Source organism: Paenalcaligenes niemegkensis, assembly GCF_022230885.1.
Lineage (GTDB): Bacteria > Pseudomonadota > Gammaproteobacteria > Burkholderiales > Burkholderiaceae_B > Paenalcaligenes > Paenalcaligenes niemegkensis.
Genome location: NZ_JAKGCT010000004.1, coordinates 945,839 through 967,502 on the forward strand (window position 1 = coordinate 945,839; position 21,664 = coordinate 967,502).

Genomic DNA, 21,664 nt, shown 5'->3' on the forward strand with positions numbered 1-21,664 from the left:
ATTAGCCCCTTACTCTGTAACGACGGCCGGGCCAACGTTAGCTGGATCAATTGCGTCAGGATTAGTTAAAGGAACAACCGGATTCACGCGAGGTTTACCCCACGCCGTCAGGAAAGTATTCCAGCTCATCAGGATCACACCAGAGAGGAACATTAAGCCGCCCAGCGCACGTATGGCATAAAACGGATAGGTTGCCTTGACGCCTTCAACGAAGCTGTAGCTAAGCATTCCGTCTGGCGAAGTCGCACGCCACATCAGCCCTTGCATTACGCCGGCAATCCACATGGCTGCGATATAAAGTACTACCCCTAATGTTGCAAGCCAGAAGTGCACTTCAACCAGTTTTGGCCGTGCCATTTGGACCTGCCCGTACAGACGAGGAATCATGTAGTAGAGCGAACCAAAGGTAACCATGGCTACCCAGCCCAAGGCTCCGGAGTGCACGTGACCGATGGTCCAGTCTGTGTAGTGCGACAAGGCATTCACGCTGCGAATAGCCATCATCGAACCCTCGAAGGTGGACATACCATAGAACGAAAGGGAGGTCACCAGGAATTTCAGGATAGGATCGGTACGTAATTTGTGCCAAGCGCCTGACAAGGTCATGATGCCGTTGATCATGCCACCCCAGGAAGGAGCCAGCAGAATAAGCGAAAACGCCATGCCCAGGGACTGGGTCCAGTCGGGCAATGAGGTGTACAGCAGATGATGGGGACCCGCCCACATGTATGTGAAGGCCAGTGCCCAGAAGTGCACAATGGACAGACGATAGGAATAAACAGGACGGTTGGCCTGTTTAGGCACGAAGTAATACATCATGCCCAGAAAGGACGTGGTTAGGAAGAAGCCAACAGCATTATGGCCATACCACCACTGAACCATTGCATCTTGCACACCCGCGTAAAGCGAGTACGACTTCCATGCTCCGGCAGGCACCTCGAGATTGTTGAAGATATGCAGAACGGCAATGGTAAGGATGAAGGAGCCGTAAAACCAGTTAGCCACATAAATGTGCCGCACACGACGCTTTAAGATTGTGCCAAAGAACACGACTGCATACGTCACCCATATCAGGGCAATCAGAATATCGAGCGGCCATTCGAGTTCGGCGTATTCTTTGCTGCTGGTATAGCCTAGCGGCAAGGTAATAAGCGCCCCCAGCATGGTTAACTGCCATCCCCAAAAGGTAAAGGCTGCCAGTTTATCGCCATACAACCGCACTTGACAGGTACGCTGCACTACATAGTAAGACGTTGCAAATAACGCGTTACCGCCAAAAGCAAAAATCACAAGGTTAGTATGCAAAGGCCGTAGCCGGCCATAACTAAACCACGCTGTTTCAAAATTAAGTCCCGGCCATATCAATTGCAAGGCGATCAGAACACCGACCCCCATGCCAACCACTCCCCAGACTACTGTCATGACAGAAAACTGCCTGATGACTCCGTAGTTGAAGACTTCGGCCTGTTTTCCGACTGCATCGGAAGTGCCCATTTGCTTCCCCTATAACTAACGTTAATACCAAGCTTCTACAGCAAGCATGATCGTCCATGCCTGAACTTTTCACCTTGATCTGAATCAAGACGCGACTACCCTAAACAAAACCGTTGCTAAAGACCTCCAGTGGCAAGTGCAATGGAATGAATACTTGAACGAACGTTTTTATTAGTGTTTATTAACTTCTTCTGAACTGCTGCGAGTGTCGTCATCATCGAGCAAAATGGACTCACCAGCAGATTTAGAATTGTCAAATTGCCCGGCAAAAATCGCCCACCAGAAAGCCACTCCCATCAGGAATACAAAAACCAGAGAAATTGGTAATAAGATGAAAAGTGACTCAAGCATGATGTGTTTTAAACCGCAGCTCCGGCGGCAATCAGCGCAGCACCGCCAATCCGCTGACGGTAAATACGCCAGGAATTAAGTGCCACCACTAACGACGACAGCAGCATGGAGACAGCAGCAACCCATGGGGACACCAGACCAACAGCGGCCAAGGGAGTCATCAACAGGTGCCAGGCAATAGAACCGTAAAGATTTTGTCTGGAGATTTTTCCAGTCAGCTGAGTGAGCTGCAGGATTTCATGAGTACTACTGGTGGGATTAGCACTGAGACCGGCATGAGCCGCGGCAACAGCCGTCGGTACGGACATTGACATTGCGCAAGGACAGCTCATGACAAAAAGGGCAACCATTACTGCTATAGCGTGCCCGGGCTGATAATAGAACCACACAGCACCCAAAACCAATGCAAGCAGCACCTGGATGAGTACAAACCAGAATGCAAGAGTATTGGCTTTATTGGAAACAGAAACACGGAAGTCTTCAATGAGCTCGTAAGATTTACCGCGGTGAATTGATTGACGGGCACAGAGTTCGAAATAGCGCGCTGTCAACAGAAATGCCACGAACATGGTGACGGAGTCGAAATAGACGTCTCCGTGGCCGCTGAAGGTGGTGATCACACTGGGCACAAAGGCAACGACCATACCCAGCGCAACAGGTATGTCCATACCGACTTTGCCTTTGCCCAGGCTCTGGGCTGCGCCCCGCCAAATGGGATAAGCGCAATAAATCATAACTGGCACAGTCAAAACCAGCCCGGCCCAGTTCATCAGGTAGATCGCCTTATCGAGCATGACCAGATTTTCAGGCGCCATGGACTCGGATCTCAAGTAACCGGGAAAGGCAAACATCATGACCTGCATCATGGCAAGCCACGCCAGCCCAAGTCGAGCCAGCATGTGTTTACGCTGCTGGCGGTGTGCTTCTGGAAGGTCGGAAGGAATTGAAAAAATTGAATACGCGCGCATAGGGGAAAACTATAAGCCACGGGATCCTATGCCGACTTGATCTAAATCAATACTCCGTTTGAAAAAGCAGAAGCCGTCGCTTAAGTGTTGTGCTTTTGCTCTACCCCATTGCACGCAGCAGAGAAAGAAACACAGCAATAAGCGACGGCCTGATCTATTACACCCTGTGGTTGAACAGCTAAACGACTGCACTCGTGAACTGTTCAGCTTCAGTCGAGCCTGCCAGCGCCGTTGTTGACGACTGTCCGCTCTCGATGGCCTGGGTTACAGCATCAAAATAGCCTGTACCGACTTCCCGTTGATGACGCACCGCTGTGAAGCCTTTTTCGGCGGCAGCAAATTCCTTTTCCTGTAACTCAACAAAAGCACTCATATTGTTACGGGCATACCCGTGAGCCAGGTCGAACATACCGTAATTCAATGCATGGAAACCAGCCAAAGTAATAAACTGGAACTTATACCCCATGGCACCTAGCTCTCGCTGGAAAGTAGCGATGGTCTGATCATCGAGGTTCTTTTTCCAGTTAAACGAAGGTGAGCAGTTATAGGAAAGCAGCTTCCCCGGAAACTGGCGATGAATAGCCTCGGCGAACTTTCTTGCATAGGCCAGGTCAGGAGTAGACGTTTCGCACCAGATCAAATCCGCATACGGCGCATAGGCCAAGCCACGAGATATAGCCTGATCTATACCAGCACGTGTGCGGTAGAAACCCTCTACAGTACGCTCGCCAGTAATAAATTCGCGATCGTTTTCGTCGACATCACTCGTAATAAGGTCTGCCGCGTCGGCATCCGTACGAGCCAAGAGGACAGTGGGCACATCCAGGACGTCAGCAGCCAGGCGGGCGGCACTCAGCTTAGCGATGGCTTCTCGCGTCGGTACCAGCACTTTTCCGCCCAGGTGACCACACTTCTTTACCGACGCAAGCTGGTCTTCAAAGTGTACCCCCGCCGCGCCAGCGACAATCATGGACTTCATCAGTTCAAAAGCATTGAGCACTCCACCAAAACCAGCCTCGGCGTCTGCAACAATAGGGGCAAAATAATCTACATAGCCAGCATCTTGAGGGTCCAGTCCTTCCGACCATTGGATTTGATCACAGCGAACCAGGGCGTTATTAATTCGCCGTACAACCTGGGGAACCGAATTGATAGGATACAGGGACTGATCCGGATACATTTCACCAGCGGCGTTGGCATCGCCCGCCACTTGCCATCCTGAAAGGTAAATAGCTTTCAGCCCCGCCTTGACCTGCTGCATCGCCTGATTACCAGACAAGGCACCCAGGGCACCCACAAAAGGCTCATCGTTGATAAGCTCCCACAACTTCTCTGCTCCGCGTCGAGCGAGGGTGTGTTCCTCAACCAAAGAACCACGTAGCCTGATTACCTCTTCGGCGCTATAGCTACGCTTAATTCCTTGCCAGCGGGTATCTTCTGCCCAGCGTTTTTGTAAATTGCGGATTTCAGTTTCGCGACTGCTCATGATTAGCTCCATAGGGTAAAAGTAAGTCTTGATTCATGAGTATTAGTCTACGTAAACTGCGTCTGAAAAACACACTTATATCTTATATAAGACTATTTATTTTTCACCTATAAATCAGCTAGTTACACATATTGTTTTAGGATGTGAAACGAAATTCTTGTTTATGAAAAATTAATTGTGGCACTGCAGCACAAACTTTTTACATAGTGGCCGCTGCATTTCACTATGTGAGACAATAACGCTTATTCTGCAACTCAACTCTTACCATGAGCCCATTGCCATGACGAATCAAAACCTAGAACACTCGCCACTTGGCCACCAAGTTCAATACCCGACTGCCTACGATCCTTCATTATTGTTTCCTATTGATCGTGCTCCAAACCGTAGTGTATTGACTGTACCGGAAATGTGGTTCGGTCAAGATGTCTGGACGGCTTATGAGGTTTCCTGGCTAAACTCCAAGGGCAAGCCTGTTACCGTGATTGGTGAGATAGCGATTCCCTGGAACAGCCCGATGCTCATCGAATCCAAGTCGCTAAAGCTCTACCTTAATTCGTTTAACGAAGTACGCTTTGAAAGTGAAAAAGAAGTACGTCTTCTGATGGAGGCTGATCTGAGTGCGGCTGCCCAAGCCCCGGTGGAGCTTCGCTTTTACGGCTTAAGCCCATACGACGGCCCTATGATGGGTCAAATAGAAGGCGAAAACATCGATGACCTGGATGTGGAAATTGATCATTACACCCCACAACCTGCTGTATTACGGTGCATAGAAAGCGCAGATACAGTTTATGAAACGCTGGTTTCTCATCTTCTGAAATCGAACTGCCCACAAACCGGGCAACCTGACTGGGGCACCGTACAAATTACCTACACCGGTAAAAAAATAGCGCCTGAAAGCCTGCTTAAGTACATAGTTTCGTTCAGGCTGCACACTGAGTTTCATGAGCATTGCGTAGAACGTATATATAGCGACATCATGGAGCGCTGTGCCCCTGAATCACTGCTTGTGCATGCCCGCTATACCCGCAGAGGGGGCTGGATATTAATCCGTGGCGCAGCAGCCATAAGATAACGGTTCCTTCATTGAGAACACCACGCCAATAAAAAATAGCTACTTTGCCTGAGCTGTGCGGGTAGCTTGCGACGCCACCCACACGGCTAAAGTCGCCGACAGGCAAAATGCCACAGCGGCCCCTACCCAGGGACCACGTGTATAACCAGCATCGAGCATAATCCCGAATACCAGCGGTGCCAACGATGCGCCTACATCCATCCCTGAATATACCAGGCCATAAACCGTACCTGTGGCCCCTTTTGGTGTAACCCGACGGATAAGCATGTCACGAGAAGGCGCGGCTACCCCTGAACAGAAACCGGCCAGGCCAACGATCACCATCGCAAGCGGAGGTGGCAATACACCCGAGGCCAGCAACACCAACATCAGCCCTGCGCTAACAAGGGCCACGAACACTATGCGCTCTGTTTTGGCGGTGGCGCCCACCAGAAAACCACCAGCTAACATCCCCAAAGCAGCCGTCACCATATACCCGGACAGAGCCGAGCCTGCCAGCACCCGGCTGATGCCATAGACGTCACCGAGCATCGGAATAGTGTAGTTTTGTACGGAAGACAAGGCTACCGAACTGGAGGCAAAGAAAAGAAATGCCCCCCATAGGGCAGGCTGCCGGCCCAGCGTAAGCAGAGTTTGTGCAATTGACTGCGAAGACAGATCGCCAGCAGAAGATTCTTCAGCCTCGGGGCCTTGAGCATCGGCCTGTTCCTGGCTACCGGACAGCAAGTTGCGCCCCAGAATAGTCAGAAGCAGCACCACCGCTACCAGAGCTGCCGCAGAGAACGCCGCTACGCGCCATGAGGTGGCCAAGCCTATACCGGTGATGAACAGTGGGGTTAGAGCCCACCCTAGATTACCCGTCAGTCCGTGTATGCTAAAGGCGTGCCCCAGCCGCAAGGGGCTAATACGATGGTTGATGATTGAGTAATCAACAGGATGGAAGACCGAGTTTCCAGCACCACCTATAACCGCTGCCAGCAGCAGCATAGTATAACCATCAGCTAAGCCGATCAAAATGCCAGAGGCGACAAAGCAAGATAGGCCAAAGTGTAGTACTGGGGTGGGGCCAATACGGTCGACGATAAAACCAGAGCTGGCTTGCCCTATGCCCGACACAACAAAAAAAGCCGTGGCCAGGCCGCCCAAACGTACGAAGTCATACCCAAACTCGTGCGCTAAGAACACGTACAAGGTAGGAATAACCAACTGGAAGAAGTGTGAGCATGAGTGCGCCACGCCTATCAAGGCAATAATTCGCCAATCACGCTTTTTTATTTCAGCAGTATCGTAATTCGAATCAAGGGTTACAGTCGTCATCTCAGCTCTTTCGTCGTATTTCTGGCCATGCCCGTTGCAGGTAATAACACATTGACCACACCGTTAATATAGCAGCCACAATAATCAGGCCCTTGCCCAGCAAACCAACGGGTATGCCTCTATAGCTTTCCCAATATAGAAGGCAAGGGATAGCAATCATCTGTGCAGCCGTTTTAAACTTGCCCAGCCAGCTTACCGCTACGCTTGCGCTGGCACCAATCTGGGCCATCCATTCGCGCAGTGCCGAAATCGTAATTTCCCTGCCAATTATGATGAAAGCAATGAAGGTATCCACTCGTCCTATGTCAACCAGCACCAAAAGAGCGGCAGACACCATTAGCTTATCGGCAACAGGATCCAGAAAAGCCCCGAAAGCAGAGGTTTGCTTCCAGCGCCGTGCCAGCCATCCGTCAAACCAGTCAGTCAGCGCAGCCGCTATGAAAGCAAAACAGGCGACTGCGTCGCGCGTAGGCACGCTCATCCAGCTCTCAGGCAAGTAAAAGAGCCCCAGAACAAGAGGGATCATGATGATCCGCAACCAGGTAAGCGCAATAGGAAGGTTAAAGGGCATAATTAGATACTAAGTTGGAAATCCTATACTTAACGTAAAGCATAATAGATGCGCTCAGCAAGCGCAGCGGAAATGCCTTCTACCGAACGCAGGTCATCGATACTCGCATCGACCACACCGGAAAAGCCACCAAAACGAGCCAGAAGGCGCTGGCGACGTTTTGCGCCAACCCCTTCTATGTCCTCTAATCGTGACACATTCCGGGACTTTGCGCGACGTGCTCGCATACCGGTGATGGCAAAGCGATGCGCTTCGTCACGTACTTCCGCAATTAACATGAGCGCGGGCGACTCTACCCCTAAGCTCATGCTAGGCCGATCGTCCGCAAAAATCAAAGTTTCCAGCCCCACTTTACGCGCATCACCTTTGGCCACACCTATGAGCACGCGTGTGTCCAGTCCCAATTCGCTAAACACTTGTTTTGCCGTGGATATCTGTCCCTTTCCACCATCAATTAAAACGACGTCCGGCAGCTTTGAAAGCCCTTCTGCAACGCGAGAAAAACGACGATTCAACACCTGTTTCATGGCGGCATAATCGTCACCAGGAGTGATACCAGCAATGTTATAGCGGCGATAAAGAGCGGTCTGCATCTCGTGATGCCTATACACCACACATGAGGCTTGAGTCGCCTCCCCCGCGGTATGGCTAATGTCAAAACACTCGATGGTGAGTGCATCAATAGCATTTTCGTCGGTATCCAGCTCGAGCAACTGCGCAAGATCTAGCGTTCGTGCCGCGCGAGTGACGGATTCGCTCAACAAGCGCGCAAGCGCCAGCTCGGCATTTTTGGTCGCCTGCTCCAGCCATGCTTTGCGTACCCCTTGCGGACGCAAGATTATCCGCGCGTCTACCCCGGTTTGTGCTTTGAGCATCTCGAGCACGCTGTCATCGTTAAGTCGGTGTGAGCAGACCAGAAGGGGGGCAAGGGGCGCTCTATATAGTGCTGGCTTAAAAACGCCGCCAAGATCTCTTCTTCCACATCCCCTTGGGCCTGCGTCGGAAAAAAGGCCGGTCTCCCAAGTGTCGACCCCCTCTGACCATCGCCAGGTTGACACAGGTTTTCCCCGCCGCCGCCACGACGGTGATGATATCAAGATCGTCAGTGCCCGTATGCTCCATTGTCTGTTGCTGCAGCACAGTGGACAAGGCTTTCATCTGATCACGAAGCAAGGCGGCCTGTTCGAAATCCAAGGCTTTGGATGCCTCAAGCATGCGCCCTTCTATTTCGTCCAGCACATCGCTGGCATGCCCATCCAGAAACCTCACCGCCCGCGTTACATCGGCCTGATAGGCCTCTTGTGAGATAAGTTCAACACATGGAGCCGAACAGCGTTCGATCTGGTGCAGCAAACAGGGACGAGAGCGATAGGCAAACACACTATCTTCGCAGGTGCGTAATTTAAACACCCGCTGCAAAATCTGTATGGTTTCCCGTACCGCCCACGCATTTGGATAAGGTCCAAAAACTGGCCACCCGCTCCCGTACTGCCCCGATAATAGGCAATGCGGGGCACAACGTGCGGACTGATACGTAAATATGGATATGACTTGTCATCACGAAACAAAATGTTGTAACGCGGACGTAAACGCTTGATCAGGTTGTTTTCCAGCAGTAGCGCTTCGGCTTCGCTAGGGGTAACCGTTACTTCAATGCGCGCAACACGGGCCACCATATGGGCAATGCGCGGACTGCTCAGATTTTTTTGAAAATACGAACTGACGCGCTTTTTCAGGTCGCGCGCCTTGCCCACATACAAAACCTCTTCCTGAGCATCCAGATGCCGGTAGACCCCTGGAAGATTTGGAAGGTCAGCTAGAAAGGATTTGAGATTGAAGGTCTCGGGCATATTGGTAATGCTCGTCTGCTTGTAGGTCGTCCCAGCTTAACGCAGGGTCAGAAGGCATAAGGCCACGGATGCGCTGCACTGATTCATCACTTAGTGTGAACTGCAGCCGCAACAGTAAATCATCAGCCAGATCTGGACGATTACACACCAGCACCATGTCGCAGCCCGCTGTCAGGGCCGCCTCGGCGCGGGCCAGAATATCGCCCGCCACCGTGGCGCCTTCCATTGTGAGATCGTCCGAGAAGATAACCCCGTCGTAGGCCAATGCGCGGCGCAGGACACGCTGTATCCAGTACTCTGAAAAACCCGCTGGCTTGTCATCCACCTGAGGATAGATCACGTGTGCCGGCATCACGCTATTCAGGGTCAGTGAGCCCAGCCAACCATACGGCGCCGCATCGGCGTCAAGTATTTCTTGCAGGCTACGGTTATCAACAGGAATCTCATGGTGTGAATCGGCCTCGACTGCCCCGTGGCCAGGAAAATGCTTTCCGCAACTGGCCATACCTGCTTTTTGCAGCCCGCGAATCAGGCCGGCTGCCAATGTGGCCACCGCTTTGGGATTTCGATGGAATGCCCTGTCACCAATGACCTCACTGACACCCCAATCCAGATCCAGTACGGGCGTAAAACTGAGGTCTATTCCGCAGGCACGAAGTTCGGCAGCCAGGACATAGCCGGTATCTGCAGCCACACTGCCTGCTTTAATAGCGTCGCGCTCCCACAGCACACCCAGCTTGCGCATTGAGGGCAATGCCGTAAAACCATCTGTTCTGAAACGTTGTACCCTACCCCCTCATGATCCACGGCGATCAGCAAGGGTTCGTTACGCACAGTATGAATATCGGCACAAAGCTGTGTCAGTTGCTGCCGCGATTCAAAATTTCGCGCAAATAAAATAACGCCCCCCACCAAGGGGTGTTGCAGCCTGGTGCGCTCGGCGGAACTAAGCTGGGTGCCCTGCACATCTACCATGACGGGACCCGGCATCTGCGCCGTGGCACTATTGTTTTGCATCGTTGTCATCAGAACTCGACAGGAAAGTTGAAATAAGCGGTGATTCTACAATCACAAAGGCCATTACGGTATCAGACTCGTCGGTCAGGCTCACATGAGCCGCCCCAAAGCGCTGCTCGAACCAGCCTTTTAGCGGCTCGGCAAGTACAACCTGCGGTTTGCCGCTTGCTGCGTTCAGAACCTGCATGCGCGACCACGCCATCGGCATGTGCATACCCAGGCCAATGGCTTTGGAAAAAGCTTCTTTAGCAGCAAAACGGGTCGCGAGGTACCTCATACCCCGCCGGGAATCGCGCTCGTAGCGACCTTTGAATACCTGTTGCTCCTGCTCACCCAAGATACGTTTTACGAACCGCTCTGGATGACGTTCGAATACAGCAGCGACGCGCGATACATACGTGATGTCGGTACCAATACCTGCAACGGCTGACGGCAATGGAGATAATGACAAAATTAGCCCTATACAAAAAACAGTGCACTTCTACATCAGCCATCATACCGCGAGGATCACCACCTTAACGACGACGCAGGTCGACCACGCGGCGCGCTTTACCTGTTAAGGTACGCTCAATCTCACCCGAACGGCGCAAATCAATGGTGGCGGTGACACCAATATGTACTTTAATCGCATGACCCAGCTGCTGAATGACAGCCTGACGTTCGGTATCACTAAACAGATCAAACTCAGGACGCAGCTCGGCGAGAACCTGCAGCGTGTCCATGTTGCCCTGACGCGACACTACCAACTGGTAATGTGAAGCAAGTTGCGGAATCTGCAGGACTTGCTCCTCTACCTGGGTAGGAAAGAGATTTACTCCACGGATAATCAGCATATCGTCGCTACGACCGGTGATTTTGCCTATACGACGCATACTGCGCGAGGTTGGCGCTAGCAGCTTCGTAAGATCACGGGTACGGTAGCGAATGATCGGCATAGCTTCTTTGCTAAGTGAGGTAAATACAAGTTCTCCCGGCTCGCCGTCGGAGACCGGATCGCCAGTGACAGGGTCAATGATCTCCGGGAAGAAATGGTCCTCCCATACCACAGGGCCATCTTTGGACTCTACGCATTCCATAGCCACTCCCGGCCCCATGAGCTCTGATAAACCATAAATATCCACGGCATTGATGTGCGCTCTGGTTTCGATTTCGCTGCGCATTCGATCTGTCCATGGCTCTGCTCCAAAAATACCGATACGCAGTGAACTGTCATGAGGATTGATTCCTACTCTATCCATCTCATCAAGAAGGTTGCAGAAGTAGGAAGGGGTAACCATGATCACATCAGGACGAAAATCCTGAATTAATTGAACTTGCTTTTCGGTTTGGCCACCAGACATTGGCACCACCGTACATCCCAGCCGCTCAGCCCCGTAATGCGCACCCAGGCCCCCGGTAAACAAGCCATACCCATACGCTATGTGCGCGATATCGCCCGGTCGGGCACCACCAGCCCACATAGAGCGGGCCATTAAATCGGCCCAAACCGAAATATCATGCGCAGTGTAGGCCACGACCGTGGGTTTTCCCGTGGTACCGCTTGACGCATGTATACGCGACACCTGTTCACGTGGCACCGCAAGCATTCCAAAGGGATAGTTGTCCCGCAAGTCTTGTTTGGTCGTAAAAGGAAAGCGTGCAAGATCGCTGAGACTATTCAGCTCATCGGGATGCACCCCCGCCATATCAAATGCTTTTTTATAATGAGCCACATTGCGGTAGGCGTGATTCAGGCTCCACCGTAAACGCTCTAGCTGAAGCTGACGTAACTCATCTACACTACTGTGCTCAATCGCATCCCGACCGAGCTTTTTCTTGAGTACTGACATTGGCTTTGCTCCTGCCCCACTGTTCGCATGGTGAAACTGTCTCCTTCCACCGGGCCTTGCAGGGTCTAATACTAAGAAATTGTGTTTGTACCTGCTAGCGTTTCAATAACCTGTCCACGCAACCGATACGATCTACCTCTGAAAATGGCGACGCACTGACCACTTTGATTCGTAACTTCTACGTCATAGACGCCTGTACGTCCCGACAGCGAAACTTCGCGTGCATTGGCATTAAGCACATCCCCTTCGAAGGCGGGCGCCAGAAAGTCAATGGTGCACCCAGATGCCACCGTGGGAGCGTTGCGTGAGTTACAGGCGAAAGCAAAAGTGCTGTCGGCAAGGGTAAAAATATAGCCCCCGTGACAGCTTCGATGACCGTTCAGCATAAAATCGCGAACGGTCATGACCATCCGCGCAGAACCAGGTCCGCAAGACAGAAGCTTGGCGCCCACCCCTGAGAAGCCGAATCTTTGGCATACATTTGTGCAGCCACAAGCTGAGCTAGCTCATGGGGATCGTCCGGCAATTTTGCCTTATCCAATTCAATGGGATGACTCATTATCTGCCTTTAAAAACAGGAGAGCGTTTAGCAAGAAACGCATTGACCCCTTCAGCGTAGTCCTCAGTCGCGCCCAGATCGCGCATGACGTCCCGCTCAAGATCCAGCTGTTGATCCAGGATGTGGTGCCAGCTTTGCTGCAATGCCTGCTTGGCAGCGGCCATTCCCTTCGTAGGCGCTTGTGCAAAGTGCTGCATCAGTGCGTCAAGCCGGTCATGAAACTCCGCATCGGCGACGCATTCCCAAATCAGGCCCCACTGGGCCGCTTGAGATGCACTGAGCTTATCCCCCAGCAGCGCCAGACCCATAGCCCTGGCCGGCCCGACCAGTCGTGGCAAAAAGTAGGTTCCACCCGTATCGGGCAATAGCCCCAGACGGCAAAAGGGCTGGATAAAGCTGGCTGATTCAGCAGCAATTACAAGGTCGCCAGCCAGCGCCAGGTTAGCCCCTGCCCCGGCCGCCACGCCATTGACACCCATAATGACCGGCCATGGCATAGCTCGTAAGCGACGAACCAACGGCGCATAATACGCTTCAATAGTTGCGCCTAAGTCAATGGGCTCGGCCCCCGAACGCATTTGCCGCTCAGAGAGATCCTGACCAGCACAAAACCCACGGCCGGCCCCCTGTATAAGCAATACACGCACGCCTTGTGCTTCAATGCTATCCAGAGCCTGCTTAAGTTCAAGGTGCATTTGTGCCGTAAAGCTATTGAGCTTATCTGGACGGTTTAACGTGATACGTGCAACGTCGGCAGTGAGCTCTAATATAATACTTGGTGCTTTCATGACTTCCCCGCCCGTTATACGTGCCAACGCGTCTGCACTACGCGAAAGCGGTTAGCAACATAGGCTGCATCAGACAAGGCGGCATTTGCTGCCGGATTCGCCCCAGTACCATGATAATCACTGAACGCCGCAGTCTGATTGATAAACACGGCTCCCGTCAAATTCAAAGACAGTGACACGCCAGCGCGTTCGGCCATCCGCTGCACCTGCTTTGCAATGTCATCATTGGTGGTATAGGCCGAGAGTGTTAAAGCGCCCTGCTCTTTAACAGTTTTCCCTGCCAAGGCAATACTTTGCTGGGTAGAGTCTGTCTTCACCAGAAAGAAAATCGGCCCAAACCACTCGCGCATAATTGCCGGATTATCGGCAGTGGCCTCAAGCAGCAACGGCGAACGTATACGAGCATGCTCAAACTGGGGATGCATCAGACTCTCACTATCTGCCCAAACCTTTAACCCTAAGGCCTTGGCTTCATCGATACGGGCTTCGGTAGCCACATTTTGAATAGCTCCGGTAATTTCGACAGCGCGCTCGTGATTGCTGATTAACTTTTGGACGGCATCCGCCAATGCCTGCGCGACCTCATCAAAGCTCAGAGGGCCTTCCGCAGTGGAAATTCCGTCTTTAGGGATATAAATATTTTGGGGTGCGGTACACATCTGGCCCGAATACAGCGCAAAGGAAAACGCCAAATTGCGAGCAACCAGCCCTATATCCTCGACCGAATCGATAATGACTTGATTTACGCCCGCTTTCTCGGTATAGACCTGTGCCTGCCTTGCATTCGCTTCAAGCCAATTACCATTTTCGGAGCTGCCCGTATAGTCGATGATTTTGACCTCGGGATTAAGCGCCAATGTTTGCGCTGTATCGTCATCAGCATCGTGCGCAGCCAATAACACAACGTTCGGATTAAACCCGGCCTCTGCCAACACTTCGCGGGCTATTTTCACGGTAATGGCCAGCGGCAATATGGCAGCCGGATGCGGTTTGACGATAACTGTGTTCCCTGTAGCCAGCGAAGCAAACAGGCCCGGGTAGCTATTCCAGGTCGGGAAGGTGGAACACCCCACCACCAACGCTACCCCGCGAGGCACTATCGTAAATTTTTTCCGCATGGAAACAGGATCATGCTTGCCCTGAGGCTTCACCCATTCTGTCAGGCCTGGAACACGCGACATTTCTTGCCACGCATAGGCAACAGCCTCGAGCCCGCGGTCTTGTGCATGTGGCCCCCCTGCCTGAAAAGCCATCATAAATGCCTGGCCGCTGGTGTGCTGTACCGCATTGGCCACATCAAAGCTACGCTGATTCAAACGCTTGATAATTTCCAGGCAAACACCCACCCAGGCCTTGGGACCCGCCTCGCGCCAGCTTTCGAGCGCAAAGCCGGACTGCTCAACCAGCGCCGCTGCAGGCACTGATGGATAACGGATCTTCAGTTTCAGACCAAATGGCGAGACTTCCTCCCCCACCTTCGACTGTGCACCATCAAGGCTAAGGGGAAAATCACTGGACTGATAGGACTGAAAACTTGCCACGCCTTGCTCTGCCGCTTGCTCACCATAAACTCGGGGACTGGGCATCTCCGGATGCGGAGTCCAGAACCCGCGCTCGGCAATCGCGCTTAATGCTTGCGTTAATATCGCTTCGTTTGCATTGAAAAAATCCGTCGCCATCAGAATCACTCCTCGTTAAGAACCATGGCCGCTCAGGGCACTCGTCTTTAAATTGTTCATTTTTGCTCTACATGAATTTATATAGCATCTGGCGTCAGGTTTCCTGGTCGAAGTCAATCGTGACAGCATCGCTGACCGGAAAGCTCTGACAACTTAAAATAAAGCCCATGTTGACCTCATAATCTTCAAGAGCAAAGTTGGCATCCATATCTACCTCGCCCTGGGTCACTTTACATCTGCAGGTGGAGCAGACCCCTCCCTTACACGAATAGGGCAGCTCAATTCCTTGTCCAATCGCTGCTTCCAGCAAACTTAACTTGTTTTTCTCGATGCTGAGCTGGCGGGTGCGGCCATCCTGAATGATGGTTAACTGACAGCGCTGCTGACCTGCAGCCTGACGCACCTCGTGGCCGGTAGTTAATGATCGCGGCCCTTTAGGAGCGCCAAACAGCTCAAACTTGATCTGCTCCTTCGATAAGCCATGCTTGCCCAGCGTCTTGACTACCTCTTCTGTCATATCGTGAGGACCACATACAAAGGCAAAGTCTATACGCGAAACAGGCATCCAGAGACGTAGCAGCTGATCAACCTTGTCACCGTCAAGCCTGCCGTTAAACAGCTCAATTTCCTGCAGTTCTCGACTCATCACATACACCACGGAAAGACGATTCATGTACCGATTTTTTAAATCTTCGATCTCTTCCCGCAGCATGATGGCGCTGGAGGCACGGTTTCCAAAAAGAGTGTAAAAGAGCTTTGGGCTTCAATGTCCAAGGCGCTTTTAATCAATGACAAAATAGGCGTGATTCCGCTCCCAACCGCAAAGGCAGCGTAATGTCGCTGGTTCCCCGGCTTGAACTCTGTCGTGAAGTTGCCATCAGGAGGCATCACTTCAATGGTGTCGCCTACTTTCAGATGTTCATTGGCCCATGAGGAGAATACGCCGTCGTTCAACCGCTTTACTGCCACACGCAACAAGGGGTCATGTGGCGCCACACAAATCGAATAAGAACGGCGCAAGGATTCCCCGTTTATCTGTGTACGCAGCGTTAAGTACTGTCCGGGCCTGAATTGATAGGAAGCCTTGAGCGCGGGCGGAACCGTAAACGCCACAATAACCGCATCACGTGTGGTGCGCTCAATAGAGGCGACAGTTAAAGAGTGGAAATCACTCATATCAATGAGCCTTGAAATAATCAAAGGGTTCGCTGCACTGACTGCAACTATACAAAGCCTTGCAAGGCGTAGAGCCAAAATAGCTGATCATGCGGGTAAGAGACGAGCCACACTGGGGGCATGGTACGGCAGGCTCATCATGACGATGTAAAAGAGCAGAAATATCAACCGCCTGATGTTGAGGAGGTGCGATGCCATACTCTCCCAGAGCCTTTCGCGCTTTTTCACTCATCCAGTCTGTAGTCCAGGCAGGCGACAGCACCGTTTCAACACGGACGCGCTCAAGACCCGCTTTTTGCAGAGCCAGCTTGATATCACGTTCTATTTCATACATGGCGGGACAGCCGGAATAAGTGGGTGTAATGCTAACTACACAAACACCTTCCTCCCAGCAAATCGCCCGGACTATGCCCAGGTCGACAACCGAAACCACCGGGATCTCTGGATCAGGCACCTGCTCCAGGAGTTCCAGGAGCTCAGCTTCAGAAAGGAAGGGTAAAGAGGTCATTACCATTTTGCTCCGGGGTAACTACGTTGCAGATATTGCATCTCGGCCAAAAGATAGCCCAGCAGCTCGGTGTGTCTGCCCTGAGGGCCACCGCGATAGGCCAGGTGAAAGGCGTCGCTCTCTTCCGGAAGTTCAAGAGTGGCTGTCTGGAAGGTTGCCTGGATATGGTCATAGCAGTCAGTCCATAACGAAGCATGTAAAGGAATAACCGCGTCAGCCGCCAGTGTCCGGGTTATTTCATCGTCGACGAACAATTCGCCCAGGTAACGCCAGTTCGCCTTGACACAGGCCTGCATTCTTTCATGGCTCTCTTCAGTGCCATCACCCAAGCGCACCACGAGATCGGTTGAGCGGCGAACATGATAGGCAACTTCTTTAATGGACTTCTGCGCAATGGCTTTCACTTCGGCATGAGCTGACTCACCCAGCTTCTGCAACAGATGGTAGTGCCATACATCGAAAAAATATTGGCGCAGCAACGTATCACCATAATGCCCATTGGCACGCTCTACCAATAAGTAGTTTCTATATTCATGGCTGTCACGCAGGTAAGCGAGCTCATCCTCGTCACGCTCTGCTGCCTCAAGTTCGGCAGCCAGGCTTAACCACATTCTTGCCTGCCCCAGCAAATCCAGGGCGGTGTTGGCCGTCGCCAGCTCTTCTTCTAATGCAGGACCATGGCCAGTCCATTCCGCCAGCCTGTGGGACAAAATATGTGTCGTGTCCCCTAGCCTCAGACAATAATTAAATAGCGCTACCATATACGGGCTCACATCTTGATTTCATCTGGCATGGGGAAAAAAGTAGGATGGCGGTACACCTTATTATTGGCGGGCTCGAATAAAGGGCCTTTATCATCCGGGCTGCTGGCAATAATATCGTTAGCCTTTACGACCCAAATGCTCACCCCTTCGTTGCGCCGCGTATATACGTCTCGTGCGTTATTCATTGCCATTTCCGGATCGGGCGCATGCAAGCTGCCCACGTGCTTGTGCGCGAGGCCATGCTGACTGCGAATAAACACTTCCCATAACGGCCATTCTTTCTGACTCATCCCTGATCTCCTTTCAAAGCATTTTTTTCATCGCCCGCTCTAGGCGCTTTTTGTGACAGAGCGGGCAGCCTGTCTCTCAGAGTACGCCGTGAGAGCATCACGAAACCAGGCCCCATTCTCGTGCGCTGCGACTCGTGTCGCCAAGCGTTCCTCGTTACAAGGGCCATTGCCGTTGATGACCGCCCAAAATTCATCCCAGTCAATATTTCCAAAGTCATACTGGCCCCGCTCCTCGTTCCAGCGCAAGTCTGGATCTGGAATGCTTAAGCCCAAAAACTCCGCCTGAGGCACAGTTTGATCCACCATTTTCTGGCGAAGCTCATCATTGGAAAAAAGTTTGATACGCCATTTCATCGACTGCTCACTATTGGTCGAATCTGCGTCGGGAGGACCGAACATCATGAGTGCCGGCCACCACCAGCGGTTCAGCGCGTCCTGACACATTTGCTTTTGCTCGGGCGTACCGTGAAGGCACATCTGGATCAGCAAGTCGTAGCCCTGGCGCTGATGAAAAGACTCTTCTTTGCAGACACGAACCATGGCTCGCGCATAGGGGCCGTAAGAACAACGACATAAAGGAATTTGGTTGATAATAGCCGAACCATCAACCAGCCACCCGACCATACCTATGTCTGCCCAACTTAAGGTAGGGTAATTAAAGATGCTGGAATACTTGGCTTTTCCTGAGTGTAAATCTGCCACGACCTCGTCGCGCGAAACCCCTAGCGTTTCGGCCGCACTATACAAATACAATCCATGCCCGGCCTCATCCTGTACTTTAGCCAGCAAGATAGCTTTACGTTTTAAGCTTGGAGCCCGGGTTATCCAGTTGCCTTCTGGAAGCATTCCCACGATTTCTGAATGCGCATGTTGAGATATTTGCCGTATTAAAGTCTTGCGATAGGCGTGCGGCATCCAGTCTTTAGCTTCAATACGCACGCCCTGATCGATACGCTGCTGAAAATCGCGCTCTAGCGCAGACAACTCTGCTGCATGCTTGACGCGGCTGACGCCGGTTTCCACAAGTTGTGCATACATGATGATCTCCTGTCCCTGAAAAAGGGAAAACCTCTAACACTCTAGCCCCGATCAATCTAATACAATAATATTGATGACTATCAATAAACAGTATCATATTAGCGGGTGAGACAGAAGAGACAGAGTTAGGGAAATCACTAACCCTGAACCGGCAATGACTGTTATAGCTTTATAAAGTGCTCTCGGTAGTGTTTAAGCTCTTCGATAGACTCATAAATATCAGCCAGGGCCTCGTGTTTGCTCTGCTTAACAAAACTCGTTACCACTTCCGGCTTCCAGCGTGACGCCATTTCCTTGAGCGTACTGACATCAAGATTACGATAATGGAAGAATTCTTCCAGCCGCGGCATATACTTAACCATGAAGCGACGATCCTGCCCTACCGTATTTCCACATAAAGGCGATTTCCCTGCGGGGACATGCAATTTCAGGAATGCCAGAAGCTGGTCTTCAGCTTGCGACTCAGTAATCGTTGAAGCTTTAACTTTTTCAATCAAGCCGCTGCGACTATGAGTTCCTTTGTTCCAATTATCCATCGCATCTAATAAGGCATCACTTTGATGGACCACGATTACCGGACCTTCCGCAACGAAACTTAAATCGGCTTCAGTAACGATGACTGCCACTTCGATAATCCGCTCTTTTTCCGGGTCTAAACCGGTCATCTCCATATCGAGCCAAACTAAACGCTGCTGAGTATTTACTGCCATTTATAATCCTTTGTTGAAATCAACCCACTTTCGCATAAGCTAAACGCCTACATGTTCACTCTTATTTTCCTGATTTTTCTGCTTTCCGATCTTTGTATCCGTTTCTGGCTGGCTAAACGCCAAGTACGGCATGTGTTGAAGCATCGTGACGCAGTACCGCTGGAATTCGCCGAGCGCATCGGGCTGAGCAGCCATCAGCGCGCAGCAGACTACACTGTTGCCAGAGTCCAGCTGTCGAGCTTCGAGCGCATTTTTGACAGCGTAGTACTTATTAGCCTAACCCTGTTAGGCGGCCTTCAGGCGCTGGATCTATTTTTTGCGCGACGCATCGACCACGAGATTCTACGCCAACTTGCCTTGGTACTTAGTGTGTTTGCTATTTCTGGTGCGCTCAGTTTGCCCTTTAGTGCCTGGCGCCGTTTCAAATTGGAAGCGAAATTTGGCTTTAATCGTATGACTCCTGCATTGTTCATCCGAGACACCGTGGTGAGCACCCTGGTTGCCGGTATCGTAGGCGCCATCTTCATTGCCACGATATTAAGCTTGATGAGCGCTGCCCCTGCACTGTGGCCGTTACTGGCCTGGTTATTCTGGGTAGGCTTTAATCTTGTGGTTTTATGGGCCTATCCAAGCTTGGTCGCCCCCTTATTTAACAAATTCACTCCTTTAGACCGCCCAAGCCTTCAGACTCGTATCCATGAGCTGGCCAAACGGTGCGGCTTTGAACTGAAGGGGCTGTTTGTGATGGACGGTTCAAAGCGCTCCGCTCACGGTAACGCCTATTTCACGGGCTTGGGGCGTAATAAACGCATCGTCTTCTTTGATACTTTGCTGAGTCGCCTGAATGACGACGAAATTGAAGCCGTCCTGGCCCACGAGCTAGGCCACTTTAAACATAGGCATATTCTTAAGCGCATGATTCTGAGCTTTGCCGTTGCCCTGGTTTTTTCCTGCTACTTGCCTGGTTAACCACCAAGACGTGGTTTTATACTGATTTAGGTGTCCTGCCTCAATTAGGACGGCCAAACGACGGTTTGACACTGGTCCTGTTTTTTCTGTGTATACCTGTGTTTACGTTCTGGTTAAAGCCGCTTACCAGCTGGTTCTCTCGCCGCGATGAGTTTGAAGCCGACTCCTACGCTGCCGAACAATGCCCTCCTCAGGCCCTACGCAGTGCCTTGCTTAAGCTTTATAACGATAATGCCGCTACCCTTACACCCGACCCTTTGCATTCTGCCTTCTATGATAGCCATCCCCCAGCCCTTGAACGCTTACACCATTTAAAATCACATGAAGCCTAACTCGCTACAGCAAGGGACCGTAGTCGCGGCCCACGGACGTCATTACTTCGTCGAGTTACACAAAGATGAAGTCATCAAATGCTATACGCGTGGCAAACGCAGCGGTATTTGCGTAGGCGATTTAGTTGACATTAGTATGCAAGGAATTGACCAGGGTGCGATCGAACGGGTTCACGAACGGCGCAACCTGCTTTACCGCTCTGACGAAATGCGTACCAAGCAGTTCGCAGCCAATATCGATCAGTTGATGATTGTGGTCGCTGCAGAGCCGCCTTTTTCTGAAGATCTTACCGGACGAGCCCTTGTCGCCGCCTGGACAGCTAATATTGCGCCGGTGATTATTCTGAATAAAGCTGATCTACCCAGCGTAGTCCTGGCTCGGGAACGGCTTTCAACCCTTGCCAAATTAGGCGTGGAAATCATTGAACTTAGTGCACTGGATAAAAGCGCTGCCACCGATCAGCTACTGCCCTACCTCGACAACAAAATCACATTGCTGCTGGGCCAAAGTGCCATGGGAAAATCGACCTTATTAAATGCCTTGGTACCCGACGCCAATGCTCATACACAAGCACACTCGCAAGCCCTGGGCGCAGGCCGTCATACCACCACAAGCACTCGTCTGTACCATGTCCCCAATTCTACCGGCCGACTGATCGATTCCCCGGGTTTCCAGGCCTTTGGCCTGTCTCATCTGACGCCACCCGACATTGTTCATGGTTTTCCCGAGTTCCAAGAGCCCATTGAGCACTGCCGTTTCTACAACTGCAGCCACCGCCACGAACCGGGCTGCGGCGTCGTGGCTGCCCTGCAGGATGGCAGCATCCATCCGGAACGCTACGCCCTGTATCAGCGCCTGCTGTCCGAGTTTGAATCTAAAAGCCGTTACTAGATTA

17 protein-coding genes and 7 pseudogenes are annotated in these 21,664 nt (G+C 51.8%); 3 read left to right on the forward strand and 21 right to left on the reverse strand.

The window, feature by feature from the left end; genetic code table 11:
• Positions 1 to 9: 9 nt before the first annotated feature.
• The 4 genes from ccoN to aceA form a co-directional block, all read right to left on the reverse strand.
• The gene (gene ccoN, locus L1889_RS08545) at positions 10 to 1,494 is read right to left on the reverse strand and encodes a cytochrome-c oxidase, cbb3-type subunit I (RefSeq protein ID WP_238664782.1); all 1,485 of its coding nucleotides are present in this window, start codon (positions 1,492 to 1,494) and stop codon (positions 10 to 12) included.
• Between the two features lie 171 nt (positions 1,495 to 1,665).
• Positions 1,666 to 1,845: a cbb3-type cytochrome oxidase assembly protein CcoS gene (gene ccoS / locus L1889_RS08550; RefSeq protein ID WP_238664783.1), complete on the reverse strand. Its 180-nt coding sequence runs from the start codon at positions 1,843 to 1,845 to the stop codon at positions 1,666 to 1,668.
• An 8-nt stretch (positions 1,846 to 1,853) separates the two neighbouring features.
• Positions 1,854 to 2,813: a P-type ATPase actuator domain-containing protein gene (locus tag L1889_RS08555; RefSeq protein WP_238664784.1), complete on the reverse strand. Its 960-nt coding sequence runs from the start codon at positions 2,811 to 2,813 to the stop codon at positions 1,854 to 1,856.
• A gap of 178 nt (positions 2,814 to 2,991) precedes the next feature.
• Positions 2,992 to 4,299 (reverse strand): isocitrate lyase, encoded by a 1,308-nt coding sequence (gene aceA, locus L1889_RS08560; RefSeq protein ID WP_238664785.1) that lies wholly within the window; start codon positions 4,297 to 4,299, stop codon positions 2,992 to 2,994.
• Positions 4,300 to 4,579: 280 nt separating this feature from the next.
• On the opposite strand from aceA, the pseudogene queF reads away from it, so the two are divergent.
• Positions 4,580 to 5,403 (forward strand): annotated as a pseudogene (queF, locus tag L1889_RS08565) (NADPH-dependent 7-cyano-7-deazaguanine reductase QueF).
• Positions 5,404 to 5,410: 7 nt separating this feature from the next.
• Here queF and L1889_RS08570 read toward each other — a convergent pair.
• The 17 genes and pseudogenes from L1889_RS08570 to orn form a co-directional block, all read right to left on the reverse strand.
• Positions 5,411 to 6,688 (reverse strand): MFS transporter, encoded by a 1,278-nt coding sequence (locus L1889_RS08570; RefSeq protein ID WP_238664786.1) that lies wholly within the window; start codon positions 6,686 to 6,688, stop codon positions 5,411 to 5,413.
• Between the two features lies 1 nt (position 6,689).
• Entirely contained in the window at positions 6,690 to 7,259 is a 570-nt protein-coding gene (pgsA, locus tag L1889_RS08575; protein ID WP_238664787.1) for a CDP-diacylglycerol--glycerol-3-phosphate 3-phosphatidyltransferase, read from the reverse strand.
• Positions 7,260 to 7,288: 29 nt separating this feature from the next.
• The gene (locus tag L1889_RS19190) at positions 7,289 to 7,486 is read right to left on the reverse strand and encodes a helix-hairpin-helix domain-containing protein (protein ID WP_372871738.1); all 198 of its coding nucleotides are present in this window, start codon (positions 7,484 to 7,486) and stop codon (positions 7,289 to 7,291) included.
• An 18-nt stretch (positions 7,487 to 7,504) separates the two neighbouring features.
• Positions 7,505 to 8,678, reverse strand: a pseudogene (gene uvrC, locus L1889_RS19195) (excinuclease ABC subunit UvrC); the annotation flags it as partial.
• Between the two features lie 161 nt (positions 8,679 to 8,839).
• Positions 8,840 to 9,109: pseudogene (locus L1889_RS19420) on the reverse strand (GIY-YIG nuclease family protein); the annotation flags it as partial.
• Positions 9,072 to 10,126 (reverse strand): annotated as a pseudogene (gene nagZ, locus L1889_RS08585) (beta-N-acetylhexosaminidase). The pseudogenes L1889_RS19420 and nagZ, both read right to left, overlap by 38 nt.
• Positions 10,113 to 10,580 carry a holo-ACP synthase gene (acpS, locus tag L1889_RS08595; RefSeq protein WP_238665891.1) on the reverse strand — a complete coding sequence of 156 codons (468 nt, stop codon included), beginning with the start codon at positions 10,578 to 10,580 and terminating at the stop codon, positions 10,113 to 10,115. The pseudogene nagZ and the gene acpS overlap by 14 nt, the downstream one beginning before the upstream one ends.
• 61 nt (positions 10,581 to 10,641) lie before the next feature.
• The gene (gene paaK, locus L1889_RS08600) at positions 10,642 to 11,955 is read right to left on the reverse strand and encodes a phenylacetate--CoA ligase PaaK (protein ID WP_238664790.1); all 1,314 of its coding nucleotides are present in this window, start codon (positions 11,953 to 11,955) and stop codon (positions 10,642 to 10,644) included.
• A 71-nt stretch (positions 11,956 to 12,026) separates the two neighbouring features.
• Positions 12,027 to 12,514, reverse strand: a pseudogene (paaI, locus tag L1889_RS08605) (hydroxyphenylacetyl-CoA thioesterase PaaI).
• Positions 12,514 to 13,302 carry a 2-(1,2-epoxy-1,2-dihydrophenyl)acetyl-CoA isomerase PaaG gene (gene paaG, locus L1889_RS08610; RefSeq protein WP_238664791.1) on the reverse strand — a complete coding sequence of 263 codons (789 nt, stop codon included), beginning with the start codon at positions 13,300 to 13,302 and terminating at the stop codon, positions 12,514 to 12,516. The pseudogene paaI and the gene paaG overlap by 1 nt, the downstream one beginning before the upstream one ends.
• Before the next feature lie 14 nt (positions 13,303 to 13,316).
• Positions 13,317 to 14,981: a phenylacetic acid degradation protein PaaN gene (gene paaN / locus L1889_RS08615; protein WP_238664792.1), complete on the reverse strand. Its 1,665-nt coding sequence runs from the start codon at positions 14,979 to 14,981 to the stop codon at positions 13,317 to 13,319.
• Between the two features lie 94 nt (positions 14,982 to 15,075).
• Positions 15,076 to 16,157, reverse strand: a pseudogene (gene paaE, locus L1889_RS08620) (1,2-phenylacetyl-CoA epoxidase subunit PaaE).
• A gap of 1 nt (position 16,158) precedes the next feature.
• Positions 16,159 to 16,665 carry a 1,2-phenylacetyl-CoA epoxidase subunit PaaD gene (paaD, locus tag L1889_RS08625; protein ID WP_238664793.1) on the reverse strand — a complete coding sequence of 169 codons (507 nt, stop codon included), beginning with the start codon at positions 16,663 to 16,665 and terminating at the stop codon, positions 16,159 to 16,161.
• Positions 16,665 to 17,426, reverse strand: coding sequence for a 1,2-phenylacetyl-CoA epoxidase subunit PaaC (gene paaC / locus L1889_RS08630; protein ID WP_238664794.1), 762 nt, complete (start codon positions 17,424 to 17,426; stop codon positions 16,665 to 16,667). Before paaC ends, paaD begins: the two co-directional genes overlap by 1 nt.
• Before the next feature lie 8 nt (positions 17,427 to 17,434).
• The gene (gene paaB, locus L1889_RS08635) at positions 17,435 to 17,719 is read right to left on the reverse strand and encodes a 1,2-phenylacetyl-CoA epoxidase subunit PaaB (RefSeq protein ID WP_238664795.1); all 285 of its coding nucleotides are present in this window, start codon (positions 17,717 to 17,719) and stop codon (positions 17,435 to 17,437) included.
• A gap of 39 nt (positions 17,720 to 17,758) precedes the next feature.
• Positions 17,759 to 18,757: a 1,2-phenylacetyl-CoA epoxidase subunit PaaA gene (paaA, locus tag L1889_RS08640; RefSeq protein WP_238664796.1), complete on the reverse strand. Its 999-nt coding sequence runs from the start codon at positions 18,755 to 18,757 to the stop codon at positions 17,759 to 17,761.
• Between the two features lie 161 nt (positions 18,758 to 18,918).
• Positions 18,919 to 19,467, reverse strand: coding sequence for an oligoribonuclease (gene orn, locus L1889_RS08645; protein ID WP_238664797.1), 549 nt, complete (start codon positions 19,465 to 19,467; stop codon positions 18,919 to 18,921).
• Between the two features lie 51 nt (positions 19,468 to 19,518).
• Between orn and L1889_RS08650 the strand changes: the two are divergent.
• Together L1889_RS08650 and rsgA are read left to right on the forward strand one after the other, a co-directional pair.
• Positions 19,519 to 20,768: pseudogene (locus tag L1889_RS08650) on the forward strand (M48 family metallopeptidase).
• Positions 20,758 to 21,660, forward strand: a complete 903-nt coding sequence (rsgA, locus tag L1889_RS08655) for a ribosome small subunit-dependent GTPase A (protein ID WP_238664798.1) — start codon at positions 20,758 to 20,760, stop codon at positions 21,658 to 21,660. The pseudogene L1889_RS08650 and the gene rsgA overlap by 11 nt, the downstream one beginning before the upstream one ends.
• Positions 21,661 to 21,664 lie beyond the last annotated feature (4 nt).